This window comes from Streptomyces sp. IBSBF 2435, from assembly GCF_036815005.1.
Taxonomy (GTDB): domain Bacteria; phylum Actinomycetota; class Actinomycetes; order Streptomycetales; family Streptomycetaceae; genus Actinacidiphila.
Genome location: NZ_JAJSYW010000007.1, coordinates 23,281 through 40,775 on the forward strand (window position 1 = coordinate 23,281; position 17,495 = coordinate 40,775).

A 17,495-nucleotide genomic window follows, 5' to 3' on the forward strand; every position below is an offset into this window, starting at 1 on the left:
TCCAAGCGGTCCCCCGCTGCTGAGTCTTTTCGCTCATCGGTTTGAGCTGGCCAGATGCAGGGTGAGGGCGGCCTGGACGAGGGCGGTGATTCGCGTGGTGAAGCACCTTTTGCGCAGGATCCGCCAGTTCTTGAGGGTCGCCATGGCCTGCTCGACGAGTGCGCGAATCTTTGCGTGGGAGCGGTTGATTGTCTTCTGCCCTGGGGAGAGCGTGTCCCATCGTTCCCAGTACGGGATGCGGACTGTGCCGCCGGCGCCGCGGTAGCCCTTGTCTGCCCGGCACGGGATGCCTGCCTGGGCAAGGGCGTCGATGATGCCGTGTTCGCGGGCCGCTCGGATGTCGTGGACGGCTCCGGGCAGGGCCGGTGAGACCCACAGCAGCCGGCCGGACGGATCGGTGAGGACCTGCACGTTCATGCCGTGCTCCTTGTGTTTTCCGGAGTAGAAGGGCCGGTCCGCGGCGATGCGGTCGATCGGCAGGAGTGTGCCGTCCAGGAGCACGTGTCCCGCGTCAAGTTGTTGACATGATTTTGGTGCTGGGAAAGTTGGGGACGAGGGGGTCGGCGGCTCCGGTGTGGACGTCGTGGGGCCGGTTCCAGGTCAGGGCTTCGTGAGGGCGGACGGTGTTGTACTCGGTCCGATAGTCCTCGGCGTGGCGGACCAGGTCCAGAGCGTCGGGGATCTCCTCGGGGAACAGCTTCTCGTACTTCAGGGAACCGAAGCCGCGTTCGCGTGAGCCGTTCTGGCCCGGGGTTCGGACCCGGGTGCGGACGTGCCGCAGTTCTGGGTGGGCGGCGATGAACGCCTCGAACCGGAACGAGCGGAACGGGCCGCCGTTGTCGGTCACGATCGTGGCCAGCGGCTGCACCGTGCCATCCGGATCGCGGGGAGCCAGGTCGACCAGCGGGGCCCCCCGGCCAGCCGTTCGGCCTCGGCCAGGGCGAGCTCGATGGCGGCGATCGCATCGTGCTGGTTCGCGGTGGGCGAGATGTGCCAGCCCAACTCGTACTTCGACCAGTAGTCCCGGCAGCCGGCCAGCCGCAGGTGCCGCCACCGGTGGTCTCGAACTCGGAGAAGTCCAGCTGCCAGACCTGGTTCGGCCCCGTGGGCTCGGTCGCGGACGCAGCCTTGCGGCGGGCGGCGACCTGTCGGCGTTCGCGCTGGCAGTTCGCTTCCAACAGCAGGCGCTCGTCGCGAAGCAGCCGCATGGCCTGCGAGACCCGGTGGCCGTCCCAGCGGCACATCGCCCACACTTTGCGGTGGCCCCACGCGGGGTGCGCGAGCGCGTGGCGGCGGGCGGCTTCGCGCACCCGTTCGCGGGCCGGACGCGGCCACGGTCCCCGGGCCCGGGCGCCGTGGCGGGCGCGGGCCTGGTGACGGCGCCAGGTACGCTCGGGCACGCCGACCAGCCTGCACAACCTCTCGGTCGGCATGCCCGCCTCGACGCGGATCACACTCGAGGTCCTCGAAGGGCCCAGCCGGCCCTCCGCGGACTTCTTCCACACCCGCAGCTCGACTGCGGCCTCGCCCAGCGCCTGCGTCAAGTCAGCCACCTGCGCTTCGAGTTTCTGTTCACGGGTGCTGGGGCCAGACTTGCCCGCCAGCCCGGCCCGGCCGGACTCCAGGAACTGGCGCTTCCAGGTCCCGATCGACTGCTCGGACACCTTCGCCCGCCGCGCGGCCTCCGCGACGGTTATCTCACCGGCCAGGATCGACAGCACGATCCGGGCCTTCTCCTCCGACGGCAACGCCGGTGGCCTCACCATGAACGATCAGACTCCTTCACACAGCAGGACCCGCAAGAAACGAGCCCTGCCACATAGTCTGACGCGCGACAGGTTCATCGGGTCAGGAGGACGCGTTTGCGCAGGAGGTCGAGGCTGGCGCGTCCGAACATTTGCCGTTTGAGCATCTTGAGGCGGTTGATGTTGCCTTCGACTGCGCCGGAACTGTAGGGCAGGGTCATCCCGTTGCGGACGGCGTCGATGTCGCGGCGGAGGTTGTGGGCGAACGACGCGACCGGGGTGAGTTCGTCGGTTTCGGCGGTGTGGATCCACTCGTCGAGGCGGTGGCCTTCGCGGTGGGTCAGCATCACCGCGAAGGCCCGGACGTGCCCGGTGAGCCTGTCGAGATCCTTGTTGCGGGACCGTAGGACGGCGAGTTTGTCCGCGTCTGTGCCGTCGGGGTGGTCGGGGTGGGTGGTGATCCAGGCGGTGACCTCGCGGACCGACGGTGGCTTGGGACCTGGTGCCGGCATGTGTCCGCGACTGGTCCGGTAGCGTCGCAGGTGCCGTTGGACCGCCAGTTCGCCGCCGGGGTAGCCGAGCTGCCGGATCTCCCGGAAGAGCTGGGCTGCGTTGCGGATGCCCTCGTTCCAGCGCCGGTGTAGGGATCGACCAGGCATCATCAAGCCCCGCCCTGGGCTGAAGATTGTGGCCAGGTTCGAAGACCAGCACGCGGCAGCCCACGAGTTGTGGGCTCAGGGGCTGTCCAAGGCGGTGATCGGCCGCGAGCTCGGCCTGCACCAGGCGACGGTCCGCAAGCTCGTGAATGCCGCCACCGGTCCCTGCCGGTCGCAACGCCCAAGACCGCCGTCAACCGTGCTCCAGCACGACCGGCGAGGGCGAGCCCAATCCGCGCCAGCAGTCCGAGCAGCAACGGGGTGAAGCGGCTGTGCGGCCTGGTCAGGCCCTGGATCTGCTCGGCGAACATGACCGCCGGACAAGCCGGGTTCTGGCATCGGAACCGGCGAACCTGCAGCTCAACGATCACGCCGACACCGCCTACCGCAACGTCTCGAAGGCTACGGACATAGCGGCCGTGGACCCGACCAGACCACTGTCCGCACCGGCACCAGCCGCCCTCCACAGCCACCCGAGCCCTCAACACCACGGCAGAACCGCGTTCGACCTCGTCGATGGCAAGCGCGGACAGGTGCGGAAACAACTGCTGCAACAAATCACGAGAACACGCGGTGCATGATCGCGAACCACGACGGCCCGGCGCTTCGCCGTCCGCATCACAAGATCAGCGACAGAACCTTTTCGGCCGACGATCTTCTTGCCGGCGTCGGTGCCCTGGGTGTCGGTGGGCACGCTGGTGGCGGTCTTGACGCTCTGGGCGTCGATGACACAGGCGGTGGGTTCGGCGGTGCGTCCTGCCTGCTCGCGGACCATCCGGTGCAGGCGGAGGCCGAGTTTCTCGATGGTGCCGTCGGCGGTCCAGGAGCTGAAGTAGCCGAACACGGTGGTGTGGAGCGGGAAGGCGTTCGGCAGGTAGCGCCAGGGGACCCCGGTCCGATTGAGGAAGAGGATCGCGTTCATGACTTCTCGCAGGTCGGTGACCTTCCCGCCGAGGTTGAGCGAGGTCTTCTGCCGCTCGGCCCGCCAGGCCGTCAACGTAGGTTCCATCAACGCACAGCGGGCATCGGAAAGATCACTCAAATACGGCTCACGCTGCTCCGAAGAGGTCATGAGACCACTCATGCACGAGGCCCCAACCGGGCATATCGCTCGATCGGGCGAGGCGGCCCGGTCGGCATCTGGCCGCCCTGGCCGGCCACCCACCGATATCGGAGCGCCCGCCGTTCGAGCTGCGCGAACTCGCCGTCGCCCCCCACCTCAGCGGGCGCGGCGTCGGCGCGGCCCTGCACGACGCCCTCACCGCCGCGACCCCGCCCGGACCCCGGTGGCTGATCACCCACCCCTATGGCGCACCGGCTCTGGCCCTGTACCGCTCCCGCGGCTGGCAGACCACCCGCAACCTGCCCGCCCCCGGCCGGACCGGAGCCGTCCGCCTGCTGATGCACTGCCCCCACTGACCACACCACCGGTACCGCCCGGCTCCGCCGTCCCGCGCCCCGACCCGGAAGCAGCGATGACCTCCACCCACGGACGCCAGGAAGCGCCGCGCGGCACCCGTCACCCGGACTATGGCCGGCTGATCCGCGACGAGGCCCCCGACACCGTCGTCTGCCACCTGTGCGGACGCGCCTTCCGCGCGCTCGGCGCCCACGTACGCGTGCACTGGATGAGCGCCGCCCAGTAAACCCAGGAGTTCGGCTTGCTGCGCACCGCGCCGCTCAGCGCCCGGTCCCTGTCGCAGGAGCAGTCCCTGGCCCACATCGCGATCTACGCCGCTTCGCCCCTAACCCGGGCCCACTTCGCTGCAGGCCAGGCGATGGCCCGCTCCGGCGAACTCGTCCGCAGAAGATGGGACGGCGAACAGGACAAAGCCGACGCGGAGCAGTTGCGCCGCGTCCGGCAGGACGCTCTCACCGCGGGCCGGCGTACACGGGCCCGGGCCGCCGAGGACCGGCTGGCCGCCACCCTGCGAACAGGCGGCTTCACCGACCTCGGGCACGCGCTGCGCACCGTCTGCACCGAGCAGCAGAACAGCATTGAGGACACCGCCCGCATCCTGGGCGTGGGCCGGAACCGCCTGCGGCAACTGCTGGCCGAGCACGGCATCCGCATCCGGCCCACCGGCCAGAACACCACCGCCGGCCGCTACGCCCGCATCCAGCTCAACGACCGGAAAGCCGCCGAACGCGTCGGCGCCCACGACATCGGCGCCTGGCTGTGCGACCAGGCCGCAAGCGGTGCTGCCCTCCGGGAGCTGGCAGCGGCCACCGGCCGCAGCATCCCCTGGGTGGCGAGCCGGATCAGACCCCCCTGACCGCCAGCGCCACCCCGCTCCACGCGATTGTGCCTGCCGAACCGCTGGTCAGCGCCCGCCCTCGAGGCGTGTGAGTTCCGCGAGGGTGTCAGCCACCTGGGCGCCGGGCACACCGCCTCCATGCGCGAGCTGCGCAGAGCCGCCACCGCGGCCGTTCAGGAGCTGCTTGACTAGGCCGTGTTTTAGAACCGGGGTCCGTGTCTCGCCTCGTGCCGTGATGATCCCGGTGTGGGGCGAGGGGATCTTTCAGATGACCAGTGGGCGGTGCTGGAGCCGTTGTTGCCGGTCGCGGTGCTGGGCAGGCCGTCGGTGGGCCGGCGGCGGTTGATCGACGGGATCCGATGGCGGGTGCGGACCGGGGCACCGTGGCGGGATCTGCCACCCGAGTACGGTCCGTGGCAGACGGGCTATGGGCTTTTCCGTCGCTGGCAGCGCGATGGTGTCTGGGCTGCGGTGTTGACCGGGTTGCAGGTCCGGGCGGATGCGGCCGGGCTGATCACCTGGGAGGTGAACGTCGACTCCACGATCTGCCGCGCCCATCAGCACGCGGCCGGTGCCCGGCGCGACGGTAGGACCCAGAAGGAACCGCCGGGCGGTCATCGGGCCGAACCTGACGATCACGGCCTGGGCCGCTCACGCGGAGGCTGGACCACGAAGATTCACCTGGCCTGCGAGCAAGGGCAGAAGCCGTTATCGCTGCTGGTCACAGCCGGGCAGTGGGGAGACAGCCCGCAGTTCACAGCCGTGTTGGAAGCCGTCCGGGTCCCTCGCCTCGGCCTGGGCCGGCCACGGGTTCGTCCGTTGCGGGTCCGTGGCGACAAGGCGTATTCATCGCGCGCGAACCGTGCGTATCTGCGTCGGCGAGGAATCCGATGCACGATTCCGGAACCTGCTGATCAGGCAGGTCACCGCAAGCGCCGGGGCGCGGTCGGCGAGCGGCCTCCGGCCTTCGACCGTGAGGACTACAAGGCCCGGCACGCAGTCGAGTGCGGCATCAACCGGCTGAAACGGAACCGGGCGGTGGCCACCCGGTTCGACAAGCTTGCGGTCCGGTTCGAAGCAACCGTCCTCATCGCTGCGATCAACGAATGGCTGTGACCTGCCGGGAGTGTCACCCGCGCATGTCATTCTGGCCGCGATCAGGTCAGTGGGTTGAGGGGAGACAGGGCTGATGGGGGCTGTGTACTACCGGGCCGAGAGCGAGAGCGGCGACCACATCGAGGACCCGTCCGAGGACGCGCTGTTCATGCTGATCGACGACCTCAACAACTCGGACAATACGTTCGTCGTCATCCAGCCCGACGAGGACGACCCGGCCTGGTTCACGTCGGTCGCGGTCCTGGACGAAGGCGGCTACGAGGTCGTCCGACGCGACACCCCCGCCGCGAACACGACGTCGCCACCAAGACCAGCATCGACCAGATCGCTCGCGACCTGACCATCTGGATGGCCGCCCGCGACTTCCCCGCACGACCCACCAAGCACAGCAGAAACTTCTAAAACACGCCCTAGACCACAGGCGCTCAACCCGCGTTGCGCCTCCTGGTTCACCGCGATGACAACGACCCCGGTGGGCAGTGCGATGCCGACAGCGCCCGGGGCGGCGGCGGGCAGGTGGCCGGCCACCGCGGTGGCCAGTGCTCGCGCTTCGTCCGGACCCCCTTCGGCGGGAGAGGTGACGATCAGCGTGCCGCCGGCGTCGACCGCGAGGCAGGTCAGCGCCACGGCACGGGCCGTGGCAGCCTGGAGCAATTGTCAATTCCTGTGGATCACCGCGGGAGCCTCAAGTGGCCCGTAGCCACTGATCGAGGATGGCGAAGTCTTCGTCGGTGAGGCCGCAGGAGGATGCGATGCGGTGGAGGAGGGCCGGCGTGGGGTGGTGGGTGGACACCCAGTCCTGATCGGCCTCGGTGATCTCGTCGTCGACCCAGACGAACGGGCGCCCGTCCGCCCATGCCGCCAGGGTTCGGGTCTTCCAGTGGAGCCCGAACCACTGGTCCTCGCGTGCATGCGCGTCGCAGGTTTCCGGCCAGTGCACGACCGGCAAGGGTGGCAGGCCAAGCCGCGGCGCGATGTCGATGTTCGCCGCTTCTTCCCAGGTGGTGGCCCAGACCAGCTCGCACGGCAGTGCCACGAGGAGAGGCCCGAGGTGCGGGTCGAGCCGGGTCAGGTGCGCGTCTGCCGCGGTGCCCGACGGTTCGCGCTGCGGGCCGTCGCCAAACGGCAGGAGAGGCCTGTCGACGTCCAGGAACAGCAGCGGGCGTTGCTTGCGCTCACTCATGCTGCAGCCTCCCGATCGCGCTCGACCACGGCGCCGCGTTCGAACCGGGCGCCGTTGCGGACGAGAGCGACGAGGTGGGGTGCGGTGATCGCGCGCCAGCGGGCCTGGGCGGACTCGGCGAGCTTGAACACCATCGCCAGGGCCGCGGCCGGGCTGCCGACGCCGCGGGTGACCTTGGTCCGCAGCTTTACCGTGCTGAAGGTCGACTCGATCGGACTCGTCGTGCGCAGGTGGACCCAGTGCTCGGCCGGGAAGTCGTAGAACGAGAAGTCCTTCACCGCCTTCTCGGCGTGATCGCGGTCCTCGGCGTTGTAAATCTCCTGCAGGGCCTTCTTCGCGCCGGGCTGGGCCGATTTCGGCAGAGCGTTGACCACGTTCCGGATTTTGTGAACCCAGCACCTTTGATGTCTGGCCTGCGGAAACACCTCGGCCAGGGCCCGCAACAGTCACATGGCTCCGTCGCCGACGACGAGCTGGGGATCGCGCATGCCACGCCGGCGGCAGTCACGCAGGAGGTCGGCCCAGGGCTCGGTCGACTCGCGCAGGCCCTCGGCGAGCGCGATCAGCTCCTTGCTGCCGTCGGTGCGCACGCCCATGAGGACCAGGACGCAGGAGCGGGCCTGGCCGAGACGGATCTTGGGGTGGGCGCCGTCGGCCCACACGTACACGTAGTCGGATCCGGACAGGTCCCGGTCCTGGAAGGCGGCGTGGTCGTCGCTCCACTGCTTGGTCAGCCGGGTCACCGTGGCCGGTGAGAGCCCAGCGGCCGAGCCGAGGAACTGCTCCGTCGCGGGCACGAAGTCGCCAGAGGACAGACCGTGCAGGTAGAGCAGGGGCAGGACCTCGCTGATCTTCGGGGACTTCCGGCACCAGGGGGCGAGGATCTTGGACGAGAACCGCTTGCGCTCGCCCGTCTCGCCGTCGACCCGCTTGTCGTTCACCCGCGGCGCCTTCACCGCAATCGGCCCGGCGGCGGTGGTCACCGTCCGCTCGCAGTGGTGGCCGTTGCGGACCGCCAGACGACGACCGGCCTCGTCCCGTTCGCCCGCCAACTCAGCTATGTACTGGTTGACCTCGGCTTCCAGAGCCGCGGCGAGCATCCGACGGGCACCCTCACGGACGATGTCGCCCATCAAGGAGCCTGTCTGGGTGGTGCCGTCCTCGTTGACTACGCTCAGCACGGGCGGGCCTTCCCGACCCGCGCTGCAACGCGGGCCTACTCGATGACCAGAAATCGATCACTCGGGAAGGTACGCCCTCCGTGTTCCGCGAGGCACCCCTCCCGAGCCCGATCCACAGGTCTTGAGCATTGCTCATGGACCAGCGCAGGATTTTGGTCAGGGACACGGCCAGGGCCGCCGGACTGTCGATGTCCACCATCCACAGGCTCCGCCGCGGACACAATCCGAGCTTGCTGCGGGCCCGCCTGATCGCCGGGATCTTGGACATGTCCGAAGCGGACGTCAGAGTCATCGCCGGGCTCGACGACCGGAGTGCTCAGTAGCTGACAGGTGGCGGCGCACGATGCGGAGTTGGCGCTGCGTCGAGCGGCACTCGCCCTGGTGACGATTCCGCGTAGGCGCTCGTCGGCGACGTGCTTGTTCCGCCAGATGATGTACCGGCGGATCATGCTCCCGTGCTCCTTGTGGCTGGCATGGTCAGTGCCGTCGAGAGCGAAGTAGCGCAGGGCGGTGAACTGGGCCTCGATCCGGTTCAGCCAGGAGCTGTTGGTCGGGGTGTAAGCGATCTCGACATTGTGCGCCTCCGCCCATGTCCCGAACCGCTGGCACCGCTTCGTCGTCAGGTAGGTGCGCTCGCCCCCTCGGAAGCGGCGTGAGGAGGCCAGCTGTGGTGTGCGGCAGCTTCCACGCCAGGCAGACGCGGGCAAACCGCCCGAGCCGCGGCATCGACGCGTCAGGGCCTCAGCCGGCCCTGGTCCCTGCGCGGCTCTTGCGGACCGTGGATCCCGACCACGGGGAACGGAAGGCCGAGTGGGCCTTCGCACCGCAGATAGACTTCGGTGCCCCTCAGCGGGCTGCCAGCACCGAGAGGAAACCCGACCATGGCCAAGAGCCGCGCGGACGCCCGCATACGTCACCCCCGCCACCAGCGGCGCGGTGAGGCCCGGATGCCCGCCGTCGCAGCGACGCTCACCGCGATCGCGCTCTACGTGGCCCTGCCGCACACACTCCTCGTCGCCCCCCGGTATGTCCTGCCCGCGCTGGAACTCCTGCTGCTCGTCCCCTTGATCGCGATCAACCCCAAACGGCTGACCCGGCAGACCCGTGCCTTCCGCTTCCTGTCGCTCGCCCTAGTCCTGACCATCGCGGTCAGCAACCTCACCGCGCTGGGGCTCCTCCTCGACCAACTCGTCCACGCCCAGGTAAAAGACGGCCGGTCCCTCCTGCTGGCGGCCTTGCAGGTATGGCTGACCAACATCATCGTCTTCGGCCTGGCCTACTGGGAACTCGACCGTGGCGGCCCTGTCGCCCGTACTCAGGCACCGCGGGAGGACCTGCCGCTGGCGGACTTCCGGTTCTCCCAGGACGAGAACGGCGACACCGTCCAAGAGGTATCGGACGGGGCGAGCACCACCAGCGACTGGGTGCCGACCCTGCCGGACTACCTCTACATCTCGGTGACGAACTCGACGGCCTTCAGCCCTACCGACACCATGCCGCTGTCGAGCCGGGCGAAACTCCTCATGAGCGTGGAGAGCGTCGCCGCGCTGCTGACCTCACTTCTGGTGGTCGCCCGCGCGGTGAGCATCCTGCGCTGAGGCCCAGCCCTGAATTCCGGGAACCGCTCTTCGGCGGCATCGGCGGTCGGGGCTGTGTAGATCGGCTTGAGTACCTTCGAGATCTTGTCCCAGTCCTGGCGGGCCGCGTAGCGGAACGACGCCCGCATGAGGTGCAGCCGTAAAGAATCAAGCTATCGGCGTGTCGCCGGCCTGTCCTTGATCGTCCGGCAGGTTCGCGATGCGGGCGAGTATTTCGGCGGCCGAGCTGAAGCGTCGTGGGGCGGGTTGGAGAGCGATGCCCGCCTCCTCAAGGACCGGCTGCGCGTCGCGAGGGCATTGCGTACGGTGTTCAGGCTCACGCCGAGCACCTCGGCCAGGACCGGTTTGGACGCGATCTGCCGCGCGTCGAGGACTGCCACGAGCAGGCGCTCGGCGTCAGTGATCTCCTGGTCACCATCGGCCATAGCCCCCTCCGGGCCGACAGTCTCGGCCACATCCCCCGGCCATACATGGCAGAGCACAGGAACGCGTACCGGCGAGCCGCACAGCTCGGATACCGCAGCTGGCTCCACACACCGCACCGCCAGCCCCTGTCCGGGGATACGTTGCCCCACCCCGTACTCGGTGCATCCTAGGGTTCCGTTGCCATAGCGCGCGTAGACGAGGGACCCAGCTCTCTGCCGCAGGGCGGCGGACACGGGCGTGCCGCCCTGGCTTGGGGACCAAGGACCGGTGCCGGGCAGTTCCGGACCCTCACCGCGGTGAGGGAGAACCGGACAACGATAACCGTGTCGGGGGAGCTCGACCTTGCGACCAGTCCGCAGCTGCAAAAAGCGGCAGATGAAGCCCTGGCCGACTGTCCCCGCGGCGTAGAGATCGACCTGGGCTCGGTGACGTTCTGCGACTGCTCTGGGCTGAACGTCCTGCTCGGAGCTCGGGCACGCGCTCACCTGGAAGCGATCCCCTTCACGGTGGTGGAAGCACGCGCCCCGGTGGCCCGGCTCTTCCAGCTCGCGGAAGCCGGGCCGTTCCTCGGCAACGGGTAGAAACAGCCGCCGCGGCACATCTGACGGATTCGGCTTCGCCGGCCCTGGCGCATATGCGGCCCAGGGTGTATCGGCGCTCGGGAGCAGGGGCCGTCCATGTCCCTGTCCCCCGCAAAGTGTTCCGCGTACGCGCCCGGGAAGGCGGCCAACGCAGGCATGCCAACGGCGGCCTGTGACGCGCACGTTCTCTCGCTCGGAGGGAACGGCTGCCGTACTCGAAAGGAAGGCGCCTCGCCCATGGATGCGATCGTGCTGCTGAAGGACGACCACAAGGTCGTCGAGAAGCTGTTCAAGGAGTTCGAGCAGGCCGGCGAGAAGGCCTACAAGACCAAGCGGAAGATCGCTGACAAGGTCATTGAGGAACTGACCGTGCACGCGTGGATCGAGGAGCGGGTCTTCTACCCCGCCGCCCGGGAAGCCGTCCCCCAGACGAAAGACCACGTGCTGGAAAGCGTGGAGGAGCACCACGTGGTGCTGTGGATGCTGTCCGAGCTGGCCGGCATGGATCCGGCCGACGAGCGCTTCGACGCCAAGATGACGGTACTGATCGAGAACGTGCGCCATCACGTCGAGGAGGAGGAACAGGAGTGGTTCCCGCAGGTCCGGGCTGCCTTGGGGCGCAACCGCCTGACCGACCTGGGAGAGCAGCTCGCCGCCGCTAAGCCGACCGCGCCCCGCGATCCCCTGAAGGTGCCCAGCGCCGATCAGTGAGGCCCCCACAGCGACGGCGGGTCCCGCACGCCGCTCGTTGAGGGCCGCACGGGGGACATCACGCATCGGGCTCGCTCACCCGGCGCCCGAAGGGGAACGGCACTGGAGTGCTCCACGCGGCTCACAAGGGAGCGGCGCCCCGTCCCACCGGACCGATCGCTCCAAGGAAGGCGCCATCGTGAAGGCACTGACCTGGCACGGCAAGCGCGACGTACGCGTCGACACCGTCCCGGACCCGGTGCTCCAGGACCGCACGGACATCGTCGTCAAAGTGACGACAACCGGCCTGTGCGGCTCCGACCTGCACCTGTACGAGGTCTTCGGCCCCTTCCTCGACGCCGGTGACATCCTGGGCCACGAACCGATGGGCATCGTGGAGGACGTCGGACTCGACGTCACGGCGCTACGGGCGGGCGACCGGGTGGTCGTCCCGTTCAACGTCTCCTGCGGCACCTGCTTCATGTGCGAGCGGGGCCTGCACTCCCAGTGCGAGACGATACAGGTCCATGGGCACGGCAGCGGCTGCCGTGCCTCCGGAGGGCACGGTGGCCGTGCTCGGCCTCGGCCCGATCGGGGACATGGCCGCCCGCATCGCCGCCCACCGCGGCGCCGGCAAGGTCATCGGCATCGACATCGTCCCGGAGCGCCTGCGCCGCGCTCAGGCGCGCGGGGTGCACACATTCGACCTCACCGAGTACGGCGACAAGATCACCGATGCCGTACGCGAGACCACCGGCGGCCGCGGCCCCGGCTCGGTCATCGACGCCGTCGGCATGGAAGCCCACGGCGCACCCCTCGCCGAAGGCATGCAGCAGATGACCACCCTGCTGCCGGACGCGCTGGCCTCGCGAATGATGCAGCGGGCCGGCGTCGACCGCCTGACCGCCCTTCACCTCGCCATCGAACTGGTCCGGCGGGGCGGCACCATCTCCCTGTCGGGCGTCTACGGCGGCATCGCCGATCCCCTCCCCCTGCTGACCATGTTCGACAAGCAGATCCAGCTGCACATGGGCCAGGCCAACGTCTGGCGATGGGTGGACGACCTCCTCCCCCTCCTGACCGACGCCGACCCCCTGGGCGTCGACGACTTCGCCACCCACCGGCTGCCGCTGAACGAGGCCCCTCAGGCGTACGAGATGTTCCAGAAGAAGCAGGACGGAGCGGTCAAGGTGTTCTTCACGCCCTGACCGCACGCTGCGATGCGCCGCCGTGCCGCGAGAGAGTCGGCGGACAGCGAAGGTGGCCTGGCCCTCGCCGCGCTCAACACAGTGGCCGTCTCCTGCTGTGCCGGATCGCCGGCGCGGCGGCTGACCGGCCGGCACATTAGCGGGGGCGGTCCCTGGCCGTCGCTGGTCTCACCACCGTCTCCGTCAGCGGCGCCTTGGGCGGCCATCTCGTTTCCGCCTGGCGGACGGGTGGAACGTGACCTGCCCGGCAAACGGCCGCCCAGCCCGTCTTCGACACCCGGGTCACCGATAGGCGGGTCCAGGTGCGCCTACGGAACGGAGCAGAGCCACAGGGCCGAAGGCATCCATCCCGCTGTCCCGCCCGGCCGCTGATCAGCAGTGCCGCGCCACGCCATGTTCGCGAAAGGAAAAGCGCACCATCATGGACCACTCGAAGGCTCCCGTCCTGGACGCCGTGTCGGCCTACCAGGAACAGCACCAACTGCCCTTCACCCCGCCGGGGCACAAGCAGGGGCGCGGCGCCGATCCGCGGGTGCGCGCCGTGCTCGGTGACGCCCTCTTCCATGCCGACATGCTCGCAGTGGCCGGCATGGACGATCGCACCTCCTCTCACGGCGTCCTGGAACAGGCCGACCTGTGCCGACATCGCTGCCATCGCCGGTACCTGCCATAATCGGGGTCTGCCGCTGATCGTGAACGAGGCATGGGGCGCCCACCTCCCCTTCCACCCCGACCTGCCCGCATGGGCCATGGACGTTGGCGCCGACGTCTGCGTGACCTCGGTCCACAAGATGGGCTCCGGCCTGGAACAGGGCTCGGGCTTCCACCTCCAGGGCGACCTGATCACCAAAGCGACCCTCGCCTCACGCGCCGACGTTCTGGGCACCACCAGCCCGTCCGTCCTGATCTATGCCGGCCTCGACGGCTGGCGCCGCCAGATGGTCGAGCACGGGCACGACCTCTACGAGCAGACTCCTGCCCTCGCCCGCGACCTCAGGACGGCCGCCAAGGGTATCGACGGCCTGCACGTCAACGACTGCGACGACTTCTGCGCCACCGGGCGAGCCTTCGACATGGACCCCCTCCAGGTGTTCATCGACCTGAACGAGATCAGGGTCAACGGCTACGACGCAGCAGACTGGATACGCGAGCACCACCACATCAACTTCCACCTGTCCGACCACCGCCGGATCAGCGCCCAGCTCACCCACGCCGACGACGAGACCACCACCGCACGCCTCCTGACCGGCCTGCGTGACCTCGTCACCCACGCCGGTCAACTTCGGCCCGCGCCGCCCGTCGACATCCCCGAACCGCGCCACCTACGCCTGGACCAGGCGGATCTCCCCCGCGACGCCTTCTTCGGCAAGGTGGAGCAGGTGCCCGCCGACAAGGCAGTCGGCCGGATCTGCGCCGAGATGCTCACCCCGTACCCGCCGGGGATCCCCGCGGCCCTCCCCGGCGAGCGACTGAACCAGGCCGTGGTGGACTACCTGCGTAGCGGGGTGCAAAGCGGCATGGTCGTCCCCGACGCCGCAGACGCCGGCCTCGACACCCTTCGCGTATCGGTCGAGGACGCCCTCGTCTGGGTCGCGGACCTGCGCCGACAGCAAGCCCTGACCGGCCGCGGGCTGCTCGGCGGCATCCTCCTGGGCGCCGGCTTCTTCCAGCTGTACGACGGGACGGTGCAGCACAAGATCCTCCGGCTCCACCAGATTTGCTACCAGGTCGACCTGGTCGCCTACGACTGGACCTGGAACGTCCTGGCGGTGGTGTTCCTCGTCATCGGCGCACTGCTCGTCCGTGTCGCCGCGCGGCGCCTGCACGTCTCCGGGGCAGATGAGTCCGCAGCCGGGCGGGCGCCGGGCCGATGACATCCATGCCCGTGCCCATGTCCGGCGCCATGGCGCCGGACGCCTTCGCCTGGTCGACGGCCGTCCTGTCCTTGGGCGTCGCGGTCGTCTACCTGATGGCCGCGCGGCGGCTGCGCCGACGCGGAGACCGGTGGCCCCCGGTCCGCGACGCGGGATTCACCGCCGGCGCCGCCTTGGTCGCGGCGGCGCTTCTGCCCCTGCCGGGCGGCGGCTTCACCGCCCACATGGGCGAGCACCTGCTGGTCGCCATGGTGGCCCCGGTCCTGCTCGTCACGGCCCGCCCCGTGACTCTCGCCCTGCGCGCCCTGCCCGCGGGGACCCTTCGGCGGCGCCTCCTGTCCGTGTCCCGCTCCCGTGCGGTCGGCTGGCTGCTCTGCCCGCCGGTCGCCGCGGTGGTCGACATCGGCGGCCTGTGGCTGCTGTACCGCACGCCCCTCTTCGCTGAAAGCCGGCACCGGCCCTGGCTGCACGCCCTCATCCACGTCCACCTGCTCGCCGCAGGAGTGCTGTTCACCCTCGCCCTGTGCCAACTCGACCCCGTCCGCAGTTGGTACGGCCTCCCGCTGCGCGCCGCCGTCCTGGTGGGCGCCGGTACCGCCCACTCGGTACTGGCCAAGCTCCTCTACGGCACCGCACCGCCGGGAACAGCCTTCTCCAACCATGACCTGGCACGTGCCGCGGAACTCATGTACTACGGGGGCGACCTGGTGGAGATCGCACTCGCCGCCGCCCTGGCCCACCAGTGGTACGCCGCCGGCGGCCGCCGCCTCAGGCACCGGAATCGCCGCGAGGCGCTCGCCGGCACCGCACGCTAGAAGGCGTAGCGGACGCGGAGCCAGGGGGCGTGTGCGGTGATCAGTTCGTAGAGCCGGGCCACAGCGGCGCGCTTGACCGGGGCGCGGTAACGCAGGTTGGTGGCGCCGTTCTGCGAGCGTTTGGTCTCCTGATCGGACGGCTGCCACAGGACATCCTCGGCTCGCCGGTACCATCCCAAGGTGACCTCGTGCAAGTCCTCGTTGTGCGTCAGCATGATCACCTCGGCCGCCGCCTGGGCCTTGACGGCCCTGGGCAGCACATCGTCTATCTGCCGGAGCAAGTCCGCCCAGGCGGACTCCCAGCCGGGGCGCAGAACGGCAGGAGAGAGGTTGAAGTGCACCTCGTAGCCCGCTTCGAGCAGGGCGCCGGCCGCCGCGATCCTGTCGGCCATCGCACTGGTGCGGATGTCCAGCAGGCGGGAGTCCTCCGGCGGCATCACCGACAGCCGCACCCGGGTCCGGCCCCGCGGGTCGTACGCGAGCAGGGCCGGGTCGCGAAGGACGCCTTGGCGGCGGGCCAGTGGCGGAAGGCGGCGATGAGGTCGAAGGTGTTGTCGCTGATGAGCGCGTCGGCGGAGCAGTCGCCGTTCTCGCCGATGTCGTAGACCCACGCGTGCGGGTCGCACTGGTTCGGCTCCTGCTTGCGGCCCTGGCGGGCGATGTGGCGGCCGAGGTGGGCGATGACGTCGCCGGGGCTGGTGAAGACGGTGATCGGGTTCGCATATCCCATGCGCCTTGGTACGTAGCAGTAGGCGCAGGCCATCGTGCAGCCGTTGGACAGGCCGGGGGCGATGCAGTCGGCGGAGCGGCCATTGGGGCGGACCGTGAACGATTTGCGCATGCCCAGGACCAGGACCTCGGTCTTGACCCTGACCCAGCGGCCGATGTTGCCCTCGTTGCCGTGCAGGGCGGGATCCGCTAGTGCGAGGCGACCTCGATGACCCGTGACTGCGGGAAGCGGGTCAGGATCTCCGCGCCCCGTGCCGAGGCCTCGGCTTGCGGCTCCGCGTAGATCTCGCGGATGTCCAGCAGGCTGCGGGTGGGCGGGACGGCCGCAGGCGGTGGGCGGCGGCGCGGGGGCGAGGTCGTCAGGGCCGAAGGGCGCGTCCGGCTGCGGCGGTTCATCGGGGCGGGGCGTCATAGGGGCTCTGGGGAGCGATCGAGCGGTCCCCGACCCGTGCGGAGGGCGAAACAGCCCGCGCGCGGACCGATCCGCTCCCGGCCGATGCGTGCCCCCGGCAGGCTCGCGGCGCCTGGCAGCCCGCCACCGCGCCCGTCGACCCACCGTTCGGATTCGGCGTGCGACACCAGGAAGCCCTTCGGAGGCGGCACGTCGACCCGCTCCAGGAAGGCGACCGGGCCCAGCGCGGCCCGAGATGTCGGGCGGGAGACCAGCAGTCGATCCTTGCCGCGACCCAGCGCCTCGCCCACCCCCTCCGTATAGGTCTCGGCACGCACGTACCGCACCCGATCACCCAGCGCGGCCGAGCGGTGCCGCATCGCGGACAGCACCAGATGCGCCTTCGCCGGGTGAGAGCGCCACCGGCACAGAACCGGACGCGCCTCGATCATCACCACCGGCGCGTCCCGGTCGGGGCCCGCGTGCTGTGGGTCGAGGAGGTGCCGTCCGAACTGATCGCCTAACAGCCAGTGCGTACGGGGTGCCATGGGACGTCCTGTCGTGAGGGCCTGCCCGGGGTCGCGTCCGCGTATCGGCCCACCGGCGCCGGGACCAGGCTACGGTCGGCGGCCCACCGGCACGGCGCGGCACGCCGGGACCGGGCTACGGCACATGCCGCTGCCCTTTCGGCCCGTCCGGGCCGTCTCATGGGGCATCCTAGGGTTCTCCTGCCTGTCTTCCGATGAGCAGGAGCGGCGGATTGAACATCGCTCGGGGGTCCCGCTGCATGGCGCGATCCGATGATGAGTCGAGGGGGGTGGCACGATGCGTCTTGCCAATGCGGGCAGGGCTCTGGTCATGGCCGCGTGGATCGATGCTCTGAACGTCTGGCAGAGCGGCTATCACGCGCGAGGCCTGGTGATCGCGGGAGCTGGCACATTCGTCTTCGGCCTGCTGATGTTCGAAGGTTGCGAGTGGTGGGAGCGGCGGGGGCAGGCCGACATGTCGAGCCCTCCCCCGCCCCTCCCGCCGGGTGCCCTGGGT

General features: G+C 69.6%; 15 protein-coding genes and 11 pseudogenes. 13 read left to right on the forward strand and 13 right to left on the reverse strand.

Going from position 1 to position 17,495, the window contains the following annotated elements; translation table 11 throughout:
- Positions 1-33: 33 nt before the first annotated feature.
- The 6 genes and pseudogenes from V7E46_RS02675 to V7E46_RS02695 all read right to left on the reverse strand — a co-directional run.
- A pseudogene (locus V7E46_RS02675) lies at positions 34-501 on the reverse strand (transposase family protein); the annotation flags it as partial.
- A 10-nt stretch (positions 502-511) separates the two neighbouring features.
- Positions 512-868, reverse strand: a complete 357-nt coding sequence (locus V7E46_RS02680; RefSeq protein ID WP_333766886.1) for an integrase core domain-containing protein — start codon at positions 866-868, stop codon at positions 512-514.
- 679 nt (positions 869-1,547) lie between these two features.
- Positions 1,548-1,766 (reverse strand): annotated as a pseudogene (locus tag V7E46_RS02685) (transposase); the annotation flags it as partial.
- 74 nt (positions 1,767-1,840) lie between these two features.
- Entirely contained in the window at positions 1,841-2,407 is a 567-nt protein-coding gene (locus tag V7E46_RS02690) for a transposase (RefSeq protein ID WP_333766887.1), read from the reverse strand.
- Positions 2,407-2,892, reverse strand: coding sequence for a transposase family protein (locus V7E46_RS33775; protein WP_443053961.1), 486 nt, complete (start codon positions 2,890-2,892; stop codon positions 2,407-2,409). The genes V7E46_RS02690 and V7E46_RS33775 overlap by 1 nt, the downstream gene beginning before the upstream one ends.
- Before the next feature lie 140 nt (positions 2,893-3,032).
- Positions 3,033-3,473 (reverse strand): annotated as a pseudogene (locus V7E46_RS02695) (transposase); the annotation flags it as partial.
- 95 nt (positions 3,474-3,568) lie between these two features.
- Between V7E46_RS02695 and V7E46_RS02700 the strand changes: the two are divergent.
- From V7E46_RS02700 to V7E46_RS02720, 5 genes and pseudogenes are all read left to right on the forward strand, one after another.
- Positions 3,569-3,820, forward strand: a complete 252-nt coding sequence (locus V7E46_RS02700; RefSeq protein ID WP_333766910.1) for a GNAT family N-acetyltransferase — start codon at positions 3,569-3,571, stop codon at positions 3,818-3,820.
- A gap of 56 nt (positions 3,821-3,876) precedes the next feature.
- Positions 3,877-4,047 (forward strand): hypothetical protein, encoded by a 171-nt coding sequence (locus tag V7E46_RS02705; protein ID WP_333766888.1) that lies wholly within the window; start codon positions 3,877-3,879, stop codon positions 4,045-4,047.
- Between the two features lie 15 nt (positions 4,048-4,062).
- Positions 4,063-4,677, forward strand: a complete 615-nt coding sequence (locus V7E46_RS02710; RefSeq protein WP_333766889.1) for a hypothetical protein — start codon at positions 4,063-4,065, stop codon at positions 4,675-4,677.
- Positions 4,678-4,905: 228 nt separating this feature from the next.
- Positions 4,906-5,775, forward strand: coding sequence for an IS5 family transposase (locus V7E46_RS02715; RefSeq protein WP_333766890.1), 870 nt, complete (start codon positions 4,906-4,908; stop codon positions 5,773-5,775).
- Between the two features lie 73 nt (positions 5,776-5,848).
- Positions 5,849-6,177, forward strand: a pseudogene (locus V7E46_RS02720) (hypothetical protein).
- A 283-nt stretch (positions 6,178-6,460) separates the two neighbouring features.
- On the opposite strand, the gene V7E46_RS02725 reads toward V7E46_RS02720, so the two are convergent.
- Positions 6,461-6,958 carry an HAD domain-containing protein gene (locus V7E46_RS02725; RefSeq protein WP_333766891.1) on the reverse strand — a complete coding sequence of 166 codons (498 nt, stop codon included), beginning with the start codon at positions 6,956-6,958 and terminating at the stop codon, positions 6,461-6,463.
- Positions 6,955-8,139, reverse strand: a pseudogene (locus V7E46_RS02730) (IS256 family transposase). Before V7E46_RS02730 ends, V7E46_RS02725 begins: the two are co-directional and overlap by 4 nt.
- Positions 8,140-8,273: 134 nt before the next feature.
- On the opposite strand from V7E46_RS02730, the gene V7E46_RS02735 reads away from it, so the two are divergent.
- Positions 8,274-8,462 carry a helix-turn-helix domain-containing protein gene (locus V7E46_RS02735; RefSeq protein ID WP_333766892.1) on the forward strand — a complete coding sequence of 63 codons (189 nt, stop codon included), beginning with the start codon at positions 8,274-8,276 and terminating at the stop codon, positions 8,460-8,462.
- Between the two features lie 42 nt (positions 8,463-8,504).
- On the opposite strand, the pseudogene V7E46_RS02740 reads toward V7E46_RS02735, so the two are convergent.
- Positions 8,505-8,765 (reverse strand): annotated as a pseudogene (locus V7E46_RS02740) (hypothetical protein); the annotation flags it as partial.
- 255 nt (positions 8,766-9,020) lie between these two features.
- Between V7E46_RS02740 and V7E46_RS02745 the strand changes: the two are divergent.
- A complete protein-coding gene (locus V7E46_RS02745; protein ID WP_333766893.1) occupies positions 9,021-9,737 on the forward strand; it encodes a hypothetical protein in 717 nt (238 codons plus the stop codon).
- 11 nt (positions 9,738-9,748) lie between these two features.
- On the opposite strand, the pseudogene V7E46_RS02750 reads toward V7E46_RS02745, so the two are convergent.
- Positions 9,749-9,874: pseudogene (locus V7E46_RS02750) on the reverse strand (transposase); the annotation flags it as partial.
- 15 nt (positions 9,875-9,889) lie between these two features.
- Positions 9,890-10,162, reverse strand: coding sequence for a hypothetical protein (locus V7E46_RS02755; protein WP_333766894.1), 273 nt, complete (start codon positions 10,160-10,162; stop codon positions 9,890-9,892).
- Between the two features lie 297 nt (positions 10,163-10,459).
- On the opposite strand from V7E46_RS02755, the gene V7E46_RS02760 reads away from it, so the two are divergent.
- The 6 genes and pseudogenes from V7E46_RS02760 to V7E46_RS02785 all read left to right on the forward strand — a co-directional run bounded on the left by V7E46_RS02760 (position 10,460) and on the right by V7E46_RS02785 (position 15,331).
- Entirely contained in the window at positions 10,460-10,744 is a 285-nt protein-coding gene (locus tag V7E46_RS02760) for an STAS domain-containing protein (protein WP_333766895.1), read from the forward strand.
- Between the two features lie 237 nt (positions 10,745-10,981).
- The gene (locus tag V7E46_RS02765; RefSeq protein WP_333766896.1) at positions 10,982-11,455 is read left to right on the forward strand and encodes a hemerythrin domain-containing protein; all 474 of its coding nucleotides are present in this window, start codon (positions 10,982-10,984) and stop codon (positions 11,453-11,455) included.
- A gap of 178 nt (positions 11,456-11,633) precedes the next feature.
- Positions 11,634-12,642: pseudogene (locus V7E46_RS02770) on the forward strand (alcohol dehydrogenase catalytic domain-containing protein).
- A 421-nt stretch (positions 12,643-13,063) separates the two neighbouring features.
- A pseudogene (locus V7E46_RS02775) lies at positions 13,064-14,216 on the forward strand (aminotransferase class I/II-fold pyridoxal phosphate-dependent enzyme); the annotation flags it as partial.
- Positions 14,217-14,282: 66 nt separating this feature from the next.
- Positions 14,283-14,516, forward strand: a pseudogene (locus V7E46_RS02780) (DUF2243 domain-containing protein); the annotation flags it as partial.
- Positions 14,517-14,521: 5 nt separating this feature from the next.
- On the forward strand, positions 14,522-15,331 hold the full coding sequence (locus V7E46_RS02785) for a cytochrome c oxidase assembly protein (RefSeq protein ID WP_333766897.1): 810 nt from the start codon (positions 14,522-14,524) through the stop codon (positions 15,329-15,331).
- Here the strand turns inward: V7E46_RS02785 and V7E46_RS02790 are convergent.
- Together V7E46_RS02790 and V7E46_RS02795 are read right to left on the reverse strand one after the other, a co-directional pair.
- Positions 15,328-16,472: pseudogene (locus V7E46_RS02790) on the reverse strand (spore photoproduct lyase family protein). The gene V7E46_RS02785 and the pseudogene V7E46_RS02790 overlap by 4 nt on opposite strands.
- On the reverse strand, positions 16,469-16,999 hold the full coding sequence (locus tag V7E46_RS02795) for a cryptochrome/photolyase family protein (RefSeq protein WP_333766898.1): 531 nt from the start codon (positions 16,997-16,999) through the stop codon (positions 16,469-16,471). The pseudogene V7E46_RS02790 and the gene V7E46_RS02795 overlap by 4 nt, the downstream one beginning before the upstream one ends.
- Positions 17,000-17,495: the final 496 nt, after the last annotated feature.

What these genes read in the sequence shown, in the direction of transcription:
- V7E46_RS02690 (WP_333766887.1), bottom strand. Translation starts at nt 2,407, where the DNA reads ATGATGCCTGGTCGATCCCTACACCGGCGCTGGAACGAGGGCATCCGC.
- V7E46_RS02705 (WP_333766888.1), top strand. Translation starts at nt 3,877, where the DNA reads ATGACCTCCACCCACGGACGCCAGGAAGCGCCGCGCGGCACCCGTCAC.
- V7E46_RS02725 (WP_333766891.1), bottom strand. Translation starts at nt 6,958, where the DNA reads ATGAGTGAGCGCAAGCAACGCCCGCTGCTGTTCCTGGACGTCGACAGG.
- V7E46_RS02735 (WP_333766892.1), top strand. Translation starts at nt 8,274, where the DNA reads ATGGACCAGCGCAGGATTTTGGTCAGGGACACGGCCAGGGCCGCCGGA.
- V7E46_RS02745 (WP_333766893.1), top strand. Translation starts at nt 9,021, where the DNA reads ATGGCCAAGAGCCGCGCGGACGCCCGCATACGTCACCCCCGCCACCAG.
- V7E46_RS02755 (WP_333766894.1), bottom strand. Translation starts at nt 10,162, where the DNA reads ATGGCCGATGGTGACCAGGAGATCACTGACGCCGAGCGCCTGCTCGTG.
- V7E46_RS02765 (WP_333766896.1), top strand. Translation starts at nt 10,982, where the DNA reads ATGGATGCGATCGTGCTGCTGAAGGACGACCACAAGGTCGTCGAGAAG.
- V7E46_RS02785 (WP_333766897.1), top strand. Translation starts at nt 14,522, where the DNA reads ATGCCCGTGCCCATGTCCGGCGCCATGGCGCCGGACGCCTTCGCCTGG.
- V7E46_RS02795 (WP_333766898.1), bottom strand. Translation starts at nt 16,999, where the DNA reads ATGGCACCCCGTACGCACTGGCTGTTAGGCGATCAGTTCGGACGGCAC.